This window comes from Wolbachia endosymbiont of Howardula sp. (assembly GCF_025021925.1).
In the GTDB taxonomy this organism is placed as follows: domain Bacteria; phylum Pseudomonadota; class Alphaproteobacteria; order Rickettsiales; family Anaplasmataceae; genus Wolbachia.
On record NZ_CP092368.1, the window covers coordinates 42,095 to 55,237 of the forward strand.

At 29.3% G+C, this 13,143-nt stretch carries 14 protein-coding genes; 7 read left to right on the top strand and 7 right to left on the bottom strand.

The genetic code is table 11. The annotated features are described in order from the left end of the window. Nucleotides 1-20: 20 nt before the first annotated feature. Nucleotides 21-341, bottom strand: coding sequence for a Grx4 family monothiol glutaredoxin (gene grxD / locus MC061_RS00205; protein ID WP_259535896.1), 321 nt, complete (start codon nt 339-341; stop codon nt 21-23). Nucleotides 342-354: 13 nt separating this feature from the next. Beyond that, complete coding sequence (locus tag MC061_RS00210; RefSeq protein WP_259535898.1) at nt 355-573, bottom strand: BolA/IbaG family iron-sulfur metabolism protein; 219 nt, start codon at nt 571-573, stop codon at nt 355-357. A gap of 213 nt (nt 574-786) precedes the next feature. Between MC061_RS00210 and lipB the strand changes: the two genes are divergently transcribed. Beyond that, nucleotides 787-1,404: a lipoyl(octanoyl) transferase LipB gene (gene lipB, locus MC061_RS00215; protein ID WP_259535900.1), complete on the top strand. Its 618-nt coding sequence runs from the start codon at nt 787-789 to the stop codon at nt 1,402-1,404. 196 nt (nt 1,405-1,600) lie between these two features. Here lipB and MC061_RS00220 read toward each other — a convergent pair whose 3' ends face one another. From MC061_RS00220 to trmD, 4 genes are all read right to left on the bottom strand, one after another. Then, nucleotides 1,601-2,419, bottom strand: coding sequence for a phosphoribosylformylglycinamidine synthase subunit PurQ (locus tag MC061_RS00220; RefSeq protein ID WP_259535902.1), 819 nt, complete (start codon nt 2,417-2,419; stop codon nt 1,601-1,603). A 6-nt stretch (nt 2,420-2,425) separates the two neighbouring features. Further along, nucleotides 2,426-3,676, bottom strand: coding sequence for a PstA family ABC transporter permease (locus MC061_RS00225; protein WP_259535904.1), 1,251 nt, complete (start codon nt 3,674-3,676; stop codon nt 2,426-2,428). A 70-nt stretch (nt 3,677-3,746) separates the two neighbouring features. Further along, nucleotides 3,747-4,121 (bottom strand): 50S ribosomal protein L19, encoded by a 375-nt coding sequence (gene rplS, locus MC061_RS00230; RefSeq protein WP_259535906.1) that lies wholly within the window; start codon nt 4,119-4,121, stop codon nt 3,747-3,749. Further along, nucleotides 4,105-4,815, bottom strand: coding sequence for a tRNA (guanosine(37)-N1)-methyltransferase TrmD (gene trmD / locus MC061_RS00235; protein WP_259535909.1), 711 nt, complete (start codon nt 4,813-4,815; stop codon nt 4,105-4,107). Before trmD ends, rplS begins: the two co-directional genes overlap by 17 nt. A 63-nt stretch (nt 4,816-4,878) precedes the next feature. Here trmD and purC point away from each other — a divergent pair, with 63 nt between their 5' ends. Then, nucleotides 4,879-5,625: a phosphoribosylaminoimidazolesuccinocarboxamide synthase gene (purC, locus tag MC061_RS00240; protein ID WP_259535911.1), complete on the top strand. Its 747-nt coding sequence runs from the start codon at nt 4,879-4,881 to the stop codon at nt 5,623-5,625. On the opposite strand, the gene purM is transcribed toward purC, so the two are convergent. After that, entirely contained in the window at nt 5,622-6,629 is a 1,008-nt protein-coding gene (gene purM, locus MC061_RS00245) for a phosphoribosylformylglycinamidine cyclo-ligase (protein ID WP_259535913.1), read from the bottom strand. The two genes, purC and purM, sit on opposite strands and share 4 nt — an antisense overlap. Before the next feature lie 343 nt (nt 6,630-6,972). On the opposite strand from purM, the gene hemE reads away from it, so the two are divergent. The 5 genes from hemE to era all read left to right on the top strand — a co-directional run bounded on the left by hemE (nt 6,973) and on the right by era (nt 12,942). Then, nucleotides 6,973-7,974 carry a uroporphyrinogen decarboxylase gene (gene hemE, locus MC061_RS00250; RefSeq protein WP_259535915.1) on the top strand — a complete coding sequence of 334 codons (1,002 nt, stop codon included), beginning with the start codon at nt 6,973-6,975 and terminating at the stop codon, nt 7,972-7,974. Nucleotides 7,975-8,051: 77 nt separating this feature from the next. Next, entirely contained in the window at nt 8,052-9,254 is a 1,203-nt protein-coding gene (locus tag MC061_RS00255; protein WP_259535917.1) for a pyridoxal phosphate-dependent aminotransferase, read from the top strand. Nucleotides 9,255-9,318: 64 nt separating this feature from the next. Further along, entirely contained in the window at nt 9,319-10,530 is a 1,212-nt protein-coding gene (locus tag MC061_RS00260) for an MFS transporter (RefSeq protein WP_259535918.1), read from the top strand. 47 nt (nt 10,531-10,577) lie between these two features. Continuing rightward, on the top strand, nt 10,578-11,852 hold the full coding sequence (glyA, locus tag MC061_RS00265; protein WP_259535920.1) for a serine hydroxymethyltransferase: 1,275 nt from the start codon (nt 10,578-10,580) through the stop codon (nt 11,850-11,852). Nucleotides 11,853-12,054: 202 nt separating this feature from the next. Beyond that, entirely contained in the window at nt 12,055-12,942 is an 888-nt protein-coding gene (gene era, locus MC061_RS00270) for a GTPase Era (RefSeq protein WP_259535921.1), read from the top strand. Nucleotides 12,943-13,143 lie beyond the last annotated feature (201 nt).

Consider the following 13,143-nt stretch of genomic DNA (forward strand, 5'->3'; position numbering starts at 1 on the left):
ATCTGTTGTTCATCATATACTCAACCAAGTAATCCTTTATTTTTTAATAAACTGTTTAATTCTCCACTATCATATATTTCACGTATAATATCAGATCCACCAATAAATTCTCCCTTTATATATAATTGTGGAACTGTTGGCCAATCAGAAAATTTTTTTATTGCTTCACGTATTTCATCGCTTTCTAATACGTTCACGCACTTGAACTGGACATTAAATTTTTTCAGAATTGATACGACAATACTAGAAAATCCGCATTGCGGACATTCAGCAGTGCCTTTCATATATAAAATGATATCATTTTCTTCTATTTCTTTCTTTATTTGCTCAAAAATACTCATAATGTTTCTCCATTTAAACTTTAGTTTCTAACTGTATAGCATGTATATTACACTCTTTTAAAGCCTGATATACCATTTTATGTTGTTCTATTCTTGTTTTACCAAAAAAGCACTTAGAAATGATCTTGAGATGATAATGTTCATCATCTTCTGTAAGATGATGAATTTCTATTTTAGATTTAGGAAATGAGAGTGTGAGAACTTGATATAATTTGTCAATTGTAATAGCCATTTATTTGCACATCAATGATAATCTCTCTATTATAAATTATAGAGACAGTATAATACAATGAAAATTTAATTCTTAAACTAGTAATATGATATCGTTATACAAAATTACAACCTTTCGTTTCATTTATACTGATAATATAAACATGCAACTCTCATATACATTAAATATATATATATTATTTTATTGATAAGCTCTCAATTCTGAAAAGTACATATGGTAGAATTATTAATACCTAATCAACTAGTATCTTATAGTTATGCACTGCAATTTATGGAAAAAAGAGTGCAACAAATTTATAATAACTCTGCCAATGAATTATTATGGATCATTGAACATCCTCCGATATATACAGCTGGTATCACTGCAAAAGATGATGAAATGATTAATGCATTATTTCCAATATATAAGACAAATAGAGGAGGAAAATACATGTATCATGGTCCAGGACAACGCGTTATATATCTGATGTTAAACCTGAAAAAAAGAAAACGATGTAATATCAGATTGTATATTAAAGATTTAAGTCAATGGATGATTAATGTATTACAACGTTTTAATATTATTGGGGAATTCAAAGAAGATAGAATAGGAATTTGGGTCTGTCACAATAATATAGAAGAAAAAATTGTAGCTTTTGGTATCCGAATAAAAAAATGGATTACTTATCATGGTCTAGCATTGAATATTTCACCAAATCTTTCACATTATAAAGGTATTATTCCATGTGGACTCAAAGAGTATAACATAACTTCAATGGAAAAATTGGGAGTGCAAATCATCACTACTGTATTTGACAATGTATTAATACAAGAATTTTATAAGATATTCTAAAATAGCAACATTTTTGCATCTAAATCGTCTTTATTGAGTCATATTTATTGATATCTTGATATCAATTCACATTCTCATACAAGGAGAATACTTCATTATATGCTCAATCTCTTAATTATCAATCACTTTGGTTAATTCTTTATAAAAACAATACTCAAATATAAAGAGTACATGTAAATTCTATGATATTATTTTCTCAGTGACTACTCAGATTTCTTGTCATAAAATATTTAATTCCATTTTCAAAAATAGCCATTCCATCTCCATATTTTGGTATGATTATTCCTAATCTTTTATTTCTTTCATATTGAACAGACCAATTATCTTGTTGTGTGAAGAATATTCCTCTTTCTGGATGAGGCATTAAAGCTAGAATTCTACCACTTTTATCTGATATAGCGGCAATATCATGTATAGATCCATTGGGATTATCAGGAAACTTCATGTTTGCATATTGTCCTAGATCATCTACATAACGCAATGCGTCATACCTCTTATGTACTAATTGTTCTAAAGAATTTTGCGTCATAAAAAATTGACCTTCTCCATGCGCAATAGGTAAATATAGTTCATTGATATTTCTTAACCATATAGAATTACTATGAAGATTTGCTTTTAATTTTATCCAACGGCATTGATAATTTCCTATATCATTAGGTATAAGAGCAAGATGAGAGAATTCTTCAATTAATTTTATTAATACCTGACAACCATTACATATACCTATTATGAGCTTATCCTGAGCAATAAACTCTTGTAATTCATTATAAATGTTATGTTGCATATGTAATGCTAATGCATTACCAGCACCAGTATGATCTCCATAAGAGAACCCTCCTGGAATAGCAAGAATGTGACTTGACATGAGTTCATGTGGATTATCAATTACATCATTAATATGTATTATCTTTACTTGAATATTTCTCATGTTCATTTTTTTGCTACATTCTATAAATGCAAATGCAGTTTCTTTTTCACAATTTAATCCATAACCATATAATACTATTATTTTCATGAGTAACTAAAAGTTAAAAAATTCAAATTTCTTTTTTACAAAATTTGCTATTAAATTGAGTGCAAATAATACTAATAATAATGCTATAATAGCAATAGCAGCAAGTTCTATGAATGCAATTTCAGGACTACTTGACCATATATAAATCTGTACAGGTAAGACAGTAGCAGGATCAAAAAAGCAGTTTGGAGTATCTGCAATAAAAGCTACCATGCCTATCATGATTAAAGGAGAAGATTCTCCTAAAATTCTTGCAATAGCAAGTACTATGCCATGTATAATTCTTGGTAGTGCAATTGGAAGAGAATGATCTAATATTACTTTGATATGAGAAGCTCCAAGTGCAAAAGCAGCGTCCTTAATTACAATTGGTATATTAGCAAAAGAATTTTTTGTAGCAATAACAATATTAGGTAGCATGATAAATGATAATGTCATACCTCCTACAAAAGGAGAAGAGCGAGGTAATCCTAATATACCAAGATATAGAGTCAGTCCTACCACACCAAAGATTATTGAAGGTACAGCAGCAAGATTACTAATACTAATCTCTACTATATTTGTTATAAAGCTATTTTTAGGCATAAATTCATACAGATAAATACCTGACATAATTCCCATTGGTAATGCTAATGTTAAGCATACTATGATGGTCATAATTGATCCAATCAATGCTCCTAAAATTCCTGCATTTTCTGGTTCACGAGAATCAGATTTCACAAATAAAGACTTGTTAAAAAACTTTCTCACTCTTCCTGTTTCTTTTAAGATATCCAGTAATGCTATGTAATGCTCATCTGAGTATTTCTCTTTATTTATTGCATTCATAATACTAGAAGCAGTGAACCATATTTCATATTTACAACTATCATTTTTTTGTTTTATAATAAAGTTTTCTAGCTCTTTATAAGAATTACGACTTAAAATTTCGTCACTATCTTTAAAATTATATCCTGCAAATATTTGATTTAAAGAATTATTCAATAAACGAATTGATTGATATCTTAAATCACCAGGATTGGTTGTAACAGTAAAGTTAGTACTGATCTCAATAGGTAATAAAATTTTTGTGACTGTTAAAGCACTGTAGGCATTGATTAATATACTGAATAATATACATATAGGACAACCAAGAGAGATAATAAGTGCGATGAGTGAACAAAGACGTAATGCTTTGTTTCTTTTATTTTTTCTCTTAATAAGAATTTGTCTATGACTCGATTGTAAGAGATTAAAAAATTTTTGCTTTATATGCATTGACCTCATATGACTGAAAGTATAGAAAGTGCTTTAAATATGTATTCAAAAATGACATTCTCAATTACATCTACTGAGATTTTTTGATACATGTATTACGTTCTTTAATTCTTGCAGCTCTACCAAACAAGTTACATAAATAATATAGCTTGGCTCTACGTACCTTTCCTTTCTTTATCACTTGTATTGATACTAATGTAGGAGAATAAAGAAAAAATTGACATATTATACTCTCTCCGTAACTGACTTTTCGAACAGAAAAAGAAGAATGCAAGCCTCGATTTCTTTTTGCAATACATGTTCCCTCAAAGACCTGTAAGCGAGTGTTTTGACTATCTATTATATTACAAGTCACTTTTATATCATCTCCAGGACGAAATATTGGTATAGATTTAGTCAATAACTGCATTTGTGTGTTATTAAATTTATCAAGTAAGCTCGTCATTTATTTCTCCATTTAATAGTTTAGGTCTACGTTTTCGTGTCAAAATTTGAGACTGCATTTTTCTCCAGTCATTTATTTTCTTATGATGACCAGACATAAGAATCTTAGGTACATTGTATCCATGCCACTCTTGAGGCCTAGTATACTGAGGATATTCCAGTAATTCTGGACCATAATTAAAACTTTCTTCAGTCAGGCTACTAGGATTCTTTAAAACTCCTGGCAATAATCTAATGCATGTGTCAAGCAGTATTAGAGCAGCTGGTTCTCCTCCTGATAAAATATAATCTCCTATACTTAATTCATAAGGAGTATATGCATCAATTACTCTTTGGTCAATACCTTCAAATCTTCCACATAATATTGTTATATGCGCATATTCTGACAACTTCTTAGCAATATTTTGAGTGAATGTATATCCAGATGGAGTCATATAAATCAATTTAGTATTTTTGTGAGTAGATAATGTGCTATCTATAGCTCTACCAAGTACATCAGGACGCATAAGCATTCCTGCTCCTCCTCCATATGGTATATCATCTACTTTTGAATGTTTATCCTGTGCAAAAGAACGAATATTAATTACTTCAAGATTCCATATTTTTTTTTCTAATGCTTTGCCGGCAAGAGAATATTGTAAAAATCCAGGAAACATATCTGCAAAGATAGTTAATAGTGTTACACTAAATGTCATAATGTATATTATCTTAATAAAGAATATGATACTATGAAGTAACTTAAACACTTAAATTTAATTATGTTATCAAATAAAATAATTTATTATGGTAAAGCAAAATCTATTATAAAGACTGAAGATTGTTTTACTGTAATACAACACTTTAGAGATGATATTACAGCATATAATAATCAAAAAACCCAAATCATTGATGGCAAAGGAATGATTAATAACCAGATCAGTGCATTTGTTATGAGCGCTCTTGAGAAATCAGGCATTAAGACTCATTTTATCAACACTATAAATGAACGAGAACAATTAGTGAGAACACTTGAGATCATTCCTCTTGAGATAGTAATCAGAAATATTACATCAGGAAGTTTATGCACACGACTGAATATACAAGTCGGAATGAAACTCATATCACCCATAATAGAGTTTTTTTATAAAAATGATTTACTAGGTGATCCTATGGTCAATGAAGATCATATTTTATATTATCATTGGCTTTCAGAACAAGAGATAAAAAAGATCAAGACTACTGCTTTAAAAATTAATGATATTACTCTTTCGTTCTTCTCAAGAATAGGAATAGATTTAGTAGACATCAAATTAGAATTTGGACGATTAATTAATAATAGAACTGAAATCATTCTAGCAGATGAGATTAGTCCTGATAACTGTAGATTATGGGATTGCAAGACAAGACAATGTTTTGATAAAGATCTTTTTCGTTTAAATTCTGGTGATCTAAAAGCAGGATATTTGGAAGTTCTACAAAGAATTATACTAGATAATATTTCAATCTCTCACGCAGTAACTCGCTAGTACTTCTTACGAAGTTGTCCAATGATAGATATCTTTTCACGACGTTTTTGAAAATGATTTGTCACTTGTTCTAAATTCTTCTCATCTACGATGAGGATCATGCCAATACCACAATTAAAGGTTTTTAACATCTCTTCCTTACTAATTTTTCCATTGATCTCTAACCATATAAAGAGTTCTGGCCATTGCCAGGAATTTATATCTATATCTGCAAATAAACCTTCAGGTATAATTCTAGGAATATTATCTATTAAACCACCACCTGTAATATGAGCAATACCTTTTACTTGTGATATGATAGGTAAAATAGAATCAACATATATTTTTGTAGGATGGAGTAATACATCTTTCCAAGCAAGATTCTTCCAAGGAGAATAGTCTTGATAATTGATACCTAGATTTGCAAAAATATATCGTATTAACGCAAATCCATTTGCATGAATTCCTTCTGATGCGAGACCAAGAATATAATCATTCTCTCTCATAGATTCAGATTTTGGCAGAATCTTTTCTTTATCAACTATTCCCACCACAAAACCAGCAAGATCATACTGACTAGTATTATACATACCAGGCATTTCAGCAGTTTCACCTCCTACCAATGTAATATGAGCATATTTACATCCCGTTGCAATACCACGTATTATAGACAATAATACTTCCTTATTTAAAATACCTGTTGCAAAATAATCGAGAAAAAATAAAGGAGTTGACCCTTGTGTTAATAAATCATTGACACACATTGCAACTAAGTCTATTCCAAGTGTATCATGTTCATTGACTTCTTGTGCTATTAAAATTTTTGTACCTACTCCATCAGTTGATGATACTAGTATTGGATGGTGATACTCTTTAATTAATTTACTAAGATCAAAAAGCGCTGCAAATGAACCTAATTCACTAATTACTTCTTCTTTGTGAGTATCTTGAGCAATATGCTTAATCTCTGTTATTGCCTGATTATATAAATGAAGATTAATGCCTGCTTTCAAATATGAATTCATAACTATATGTATAGATTTAAATTATATAATAATGATGATCATACTCATGATTAATGAATAAATACAAGAAATCTTGTTATTTCTATAACATATATCATATTAATTGATAAAACAATAAGTCAATAATATAATGACAGTCTAAAAATAAAGATTTATTAGTAATACCAAATTATAACTTAATATATATTATATGATATTATACATAAATATACATTGTTAAAGATGTATATTATACAGATTGAGAGAAATAAAAAAAATGCTTACGGTTTAATGAACGAATTATTGATTACATGATATATTGTTGTTATAATAACAAATTATATAGTATATTGCAAGTTAATATATGATAATATCAAAAATTATTAAAGAGAACATACCTAGTCGCAAGATCCCTATTTGGTTGATGCGTCAAGCTGGTAGATCTCTACCTGAATATCGTCATTCAGTACGACATGTACATGATTTCTTAGAAATGTGTTATAATACAGATTTAATAGTAGAATTAACGCTACAGCCAATCTCAAGATTTAATATGGATGCAGCAATTATCTTCTCAGATATTTTAGTACTCGCTGATGTCTTAGGTTGTGATGTAAATTTTATCAGAGGTATAGGCCCAAAGATAAAACCTATCAATAGTCCTGAAGACTTACATATAATAGATCAAATTGAAAAGAAAACTTTACCAATTCTACAGGCAATATATAAAGTTAGAACTGCATTGCCAAAAGAAAAATCTCTTATAGGATTTGTTGGAGGTCCTTGGACAGTTGCATCATATATAATAGAAGGATGCAGTAGCACTTCTTATCCGAAAACACTCAATTTTAATCCATTATATTTAGAACAAATAATTGATATTATTACAGATATAACGATCAGTTATTTAATTAAGCAAATAGAATTTGGAGTAGATGTTATACAGATATTTGAAAGTAATGCTGGAATATTATCAGGAGATTTATTTACAAAGTATATTATTAATCCTACAAAAAAAATTACTTCTGTAATAAAAGAGAAATTTCAAGACTTTCCAATCATAGGTTTTCCAAGATCTGCGGGTATTTTGTATAAAGATTACTGTGCATTTACAGGTATATCAGCAGTCAGTTTAGACTATAATATCTCATTAGATTGGGCAATACAAAATATTAAAATTCCTCTGCAGGGTAATTTGCATCCTAGTATTCTCGCTAGTAATAAAGAGTTAGCGCTAGAAGAAGCAAAGCGTATCATGATATCCTTAAGAGATAGGCCTTTTATTTTTAATCTTGGACATGGAGTCCTACCTGACACTCCAGTAGAAAATATAGAAGCATTAGTAAAGTTAGTACAGGGATACTAGTGTGTTAACAACCTCTTTTTTTACTTCTTAGTGGTAAGAATTTTTATATGCATTGTTAAGTTGAGTGTTATATACATATGTTAAAGTTAGCAAATAGAATCTCTGATATTAATCCTTCGTCTACACTCTCTATTGTCAAAAAAATCAATGCATTAAAAAGTTCAGGAGAGAAGATTTGTCTTCTAGCATCAGGAGAGCCAGATTTTGATACTCCTGATCATATCAAACAAGCTGCTATTTATGCAATAAATACTGGTAAAACTAAATATACAGCTGTGGATGGTACGAGCGAATTAAAAAGTGCAATAATTAATAAATTTGCAAGAGATAACAATCTAAAATATACATCAAATCAGATTTGTGTTGGTAATGGAGCTAAGCAAGTTTTATTTAATTTATTTATGGCTACTATTAATATAGGAGATGAAGTCATCATTCCCGCTCCTTACTGGGTATCATATCCTGATATGATAAAACTTTTTGGTGGTTCGCCAGTTGTGATCAAATGCACTCATGATTTTAAGCTAAATCCTCAATTATTAAGAAATAAAATTACTAGGTATACTAAATGGTTAATATTGAATTCACCAAATAATCCATCAGGAGCTGTATATTCATATCAAGAATTAAAAGCATTATCACAGGTATTACTGGATTTTCCAGATATTAATATCGTTACAGATGATATTTATGAGCATATTATATATGATAACAATAGATTTTATACTATAGCGCAAGTGGAACCTAAGCTCTATAATAGAGTCTTTGTTGTTAATGGAGTCTCAAAAGCTTATGCAATGACAGGATGGAGAATAGGATATATTGCAGGTAGAAGTGATATAATACATGCTATCTCTATGCTACAATCTCACAGTACTTCTAATCCAAATTCAATAGCACAAGCTGCATCAGTTGAAGCATTAAATGGTAATCATAGCTTTCTACAAGAGAAAATAGCAATTTTTAGTAATCGTAGAGATTGTATGATAGAGCAATTAAGCGCTGCTCCAGGATTATCAATATCAATTCCGCCACAAGGAACATTTTATTTATTTGTATCTTGTGTAGGAGTAATAGGAAAAAGTACTATAAGAGGTAAGCTATTAACTAATGATATAGAGTTTGCAGAATATTTATTAGAAGATCATTTAGTCGCTGTAGTCCCAGGTATTTCGTTTGGCTTAAAAAATTTTATTAGAGTATCTTATGCAGCTGCTCAAGAGGAATTGATATTAGGAGCAAAAAAGATTTTGAATGCATGTGAATCTCTAATATGTTGAGTGACTTTAATATCTTTTTTTTTGATTGTTATATTGATTAACTGTTATACACGAGAGCGCAATCTTGTACAAAAATATTTTAATATGGTTATTAATTTCTTTGTTTTATGCATATCAGTATGTATTACGAGTATTACCTAATATCATATCTCCTAAATTGATTACAAAATTTAATATTGGCGTCACTGATATTGGACAATTTGCAGGTATATATTATATAGGATATACGTTAGCTCATATTCCTGTTGGTCTTGCTATTGATAGATTTGGAATAAAATTTGTTTTACCTATTTGCATGATCTTAACATGCACTGGTTCTTTACCACTGATATTATCTGATACATGGTATTATGCAATTTTCGGTAGAATAGTTGTTGGTATAGGATCTTCTGCTGCAGCAATTGGAATATTTAAAGTAGCAAATCTATATTTCCCTCAAGAGAAATCTCCACGTATGACAAGTATATCAATGATTATAGGAATGTTAGGTGCCATATATGGAGGATTATCATGTCATTTTTTATTTAATACGTTTGGTTGGAATAATGTATTATATATTTTTTCAGTATTAGGTAGTATACTTGCTATATCGATCTTTATACTGACACCTGTACATAACATACAGAATAGTATAGTCAATATTCAAGATTTAAAAACAATTATTCTCAATAAGCGTATTATTCTCATAAGTTTATGCAGTGGTCTAATGATAGGCCCGATACAAGGATTTTCTGATGGTTGGGCACAAGCATTTTTTCTTGAAATATATAAAATTGATATAGAAATGGCTAATTTTATGTCTTCATTAATATTAATAGGAATGTTAATAGGATCGCTTGCATTATCATATTTACTAGAAATATATAAAAATAAACATTATGAAATCACTATTGCATGTGCTTTAACCATGATACTAAGTTTTATATTGCTCTTTACTCAGATGCGAAGTTTTTATATTGTATTACCTATACTGTTTATTATTGGTTTTTCATCTGGTTATCAAGTAATTACTATTTATAAAGCTCTTAGCTATGTTACACATCGTCTATTAGGTATTACAACAGCTATCTCAAATATGATAATTATGTGTTTTGGATTTTTATTTCATACTGGAATTGCTCATATCATAAATCATTCTTGGAATAGAACAATAATACAAGGGATGCCAGTGTATAGTCCTGAATTACTAATTAAGGCAATCTCTATCATTCCTATCTGCTTATTAGTAGCATTCTTTATCCTTTTATGGTTATATAGTCAAGAGCATAAACCTTAAATAAGGAATTTTTATAGTTATATATTACATTTTAGGCTTGTTAATTTATGATAAATTTTTTAAAATATGATTCTAATAAAAATTCTTTACAGTCGTCTGATAACGAAATATATCAAATAGTTATCAGAGAATCACGACGACAAAATACGCAATTACAACTCATTGCATCGGAAAACTTTGCAAGTCAAGCAGTCATAGATGCACAAGGGTCTATTCTCACTAATAAATATGCAGAAGGATATCCAGGTAAGAGATATTACTCAGGTTGTCAATATATAGATGAAATTGAAATGCTTGCTATAAAAAGATTATGTAAGTTATTCGATGTAAAATTTGCAAATGTTCAACCTCATTCTGGTTCTCAAGCTAATCAAGCAGTATTTGCATCATTGCTTGTACCAGGTGATAAAATACTTGGTTTATCACTAAATTGCGGAGGACATCTCACTCACGGTGCTGCACCAAATCTATCTGGTCAATGGTTCAGATCAATTCAATATCATGTTAATCAAAAGACATATTTATTAGATATGGATTCAATAGAAGAAATTGCATTGCAATATAAACCAAAATTAATAATCGCAGGCGCTTCTGCATACCCAAGAATAATAGATTTTAAGCGTTTTAGAGAGATTGCAGATAAAATCAATGCTTATTTACTCGCAGATATTGCACATTATGCTGGATTAATTGTTGCAGGTGTATATCCGTCTCCTATTGGATTTGCTCATATTATCACTTCTACTACGCATAAAACTTTAAGAGGACCGCGTGGTGGTATCATCATGACTAATGACTCATTATTACATAATAAAATACAAGCTGCACTTTTTCCTGGATTACAAGGAGGTCCCCTAATGCATGTTATAGCGGCAAAAGCTGTTGCATTTCAAGAGGCATCATTACCAGAATTTAAAATATATGGTAAGATGATAATAAAAAATGCACAGATATTAGCACAATCTTTACAAAATCATGGATTAAATATTATCACTGGAGGTACCGACTCGCATATTATATTAGTTGATTTAAGAGAATATCAATTAACTGGTAAAGTCGTTGTAGATAGCCTTGAAAGGGCTGGTATTATATGTAATAAAAATGCGATCCCATTTGATACGGAAAAACCTACTACTTCTTCTGGATTACGTCTTGGTACTGCAGCTGAAACAACAAGAGGCTTAAAAGAAGAAAATTTTATAGAAATAGCATTATTCATTCATCAAATCATAGTAGGATTAAAAAATGGTAATAATTCAGATGTTGAAAAAAGAGTAAAAATTCAAGTTGAGAGAATATGTAAAAATTATTCTCTTGATTGATGGATATATACTATAGAAAGATTTAGATTGAGAATCTCACTTCAATATATCTCAAATAAATAAGGAAGTTTTTTTATTTATGAAGCATTTATAGCTTACTTTGATATCTCAAGATTGAAAATTTCAATATACAGTAGAATGACAGTGTTGTCATATAATATGATTAATGTTAAAATAAAATTTTTATATTATTCATGTACATGTGAAAGAAAAAAAATGCTTACTTGCAACTATAGCTGGTGCACCAAATTCTGGGAAATCTACCCTTACTAATAGTATTATAGGTAAGAATATTACTATTGTAACGCATAAGGCACAAACAACGAGAACACAAATCAGAGGTATTATAGTACGCGAGAATACTCAAATTATTTTAACTGATTGTCCTGGTCTAATTTCAGCTAAAACTCCTATTGAGAAATATATGAGTAGATCTTCTTGGTCCGCAATTAAAAGAAGTGATCTGACAATTATCTTAATTGATGCTATTCATTATAGAATGCATATTGAACATATAAATAATATTTTTATATGTATGAATAAGACACATAGACGATATATTTTAGTGATTAACAAAATTGATTTATTACATAAACATAAGTTATATAAAATATATGATACTCTCACTCTTCTGTATAAGAGTGAAAGAATTTTTCTAATATCAGCATTAACTTGTGATGGAGTAGCGGATTTAGTAAATTACCTATATGAAATTGCCCCTTTAAGTCCTTGGTTATATAATAAAAATATTGTCACTAATGTATCAACAAACTTTTTATCAGCAGAAATTACAAGAGAAAAATTATTCTTAAATCTTTATGAAGAATTACCGTATTCTACTGCTGTCATGACTGAGCAATGTCATATAAAACAAGATAAGAGTATGGTGATTAAACAAGTAATATTTGTTTTAAAAGAAAGTCATAAAAAAATAATTTTAGGCACAGATGGTAATAACATTAAAAAGATTAATATAGCAGCACGTTATGCACTAGAAAAGTTTTTTGAGTGCAAAATACATCTTTTTCTATTTATTAAGGTACGTCCTTGGATTCAATTTCCTGAAGAATATATATGCAATAATATATAAGCTATATATCCTAATATCTTATTATTTGATAATATACGATCATACCTTTCTTGTAGTAAGATGGTATTTGCATTAAAAATATATATACTCATCAAATGAATATACTAGTAATCACTCTTTCAAGCTTAGAAGATATATATGAGATTTTTATGAGCATAGATCATATATATCTGAATGAACATGTATTTCTTTTCTTCATAT

Bases quoted from the DNA above. Each gene is read 5' to 3' on its own strand.
- purM (WP_259535913.1), bottom strand. From the start codon at position 6,629: ATGAATTCATATTTGAAAGCAGGCATTAATCTTCATTTATATAATCAG.
- rplS (WP_259535906.1), bottom strand. From the start codon at position 4,121: ATGACGAGCTTACTTGATAAATTTAATAACACACAAATGCAGTTATTG.
- MC061_RS00220 (WP_259535902.1), bottom strand. From the start codon at position 2,419: ATGAAAATAATAGTATTATATGGTTATGGATTAAATTGTGAAAAAGAA.
- grxD (WP_259535896.1), bottom strand. From the start codon at position 341: ATGAGTATTTTTGAGCAAATAAAGAAAGAAATAGAAGAAAATGATATC.
- hemE (WP_259535915.1), top strand. From the start codon at position 6,973: ATGATAATATCAAAAATTATTAAAGAGAACATACCTAGTCGCAAGATC.
- trmD (WP_259535909.1), bottom strand. From the start codon at position 4,815: ATGACATTTAGTGTAACACTATTAACTATCTTTGCAGATATGTTTCCT.
- lipB (WP_259535900.1), top strand. From the start codon at position 787: ATGGTAGAATTATTAATACCTAATCAACTAGTATCTTATAGTTATGCA.
- glyA (WP_259535920.1), top strand. From the start codon at position 10,578: ATGATAAATTTTTTAAAATATGATTCTAATAAAAATTCTTTACAGTCG.
- MC061_RS00225 (WP_259535904.1), bottom strand. From the start codon at position 3,676: ATGCATATAAAGCAAAAATTTTTTAATCTCTTACAATCGAGTCATAGA.
- MC061_RS00210 (WP_259535898.1), bottom strand. From the start codon at position 573: ATGGCTATTACAATTGACAAATTATATCAAGTTCTCACACTCTCATTT.
- MC061_RS00255 (WP_259535917.1), top strand. From the start codon at position 8,052: ATGTTAAAGTTAGCAAATAGAATCTCTGATATTAATCCTTCGTCTACA.
- purC (WP_259535911.1), top strand. From the start codon at position 4,879: ATGTTATCAAATAAAATAATTTATTATGGTAAAGCAAAATCTATTATA.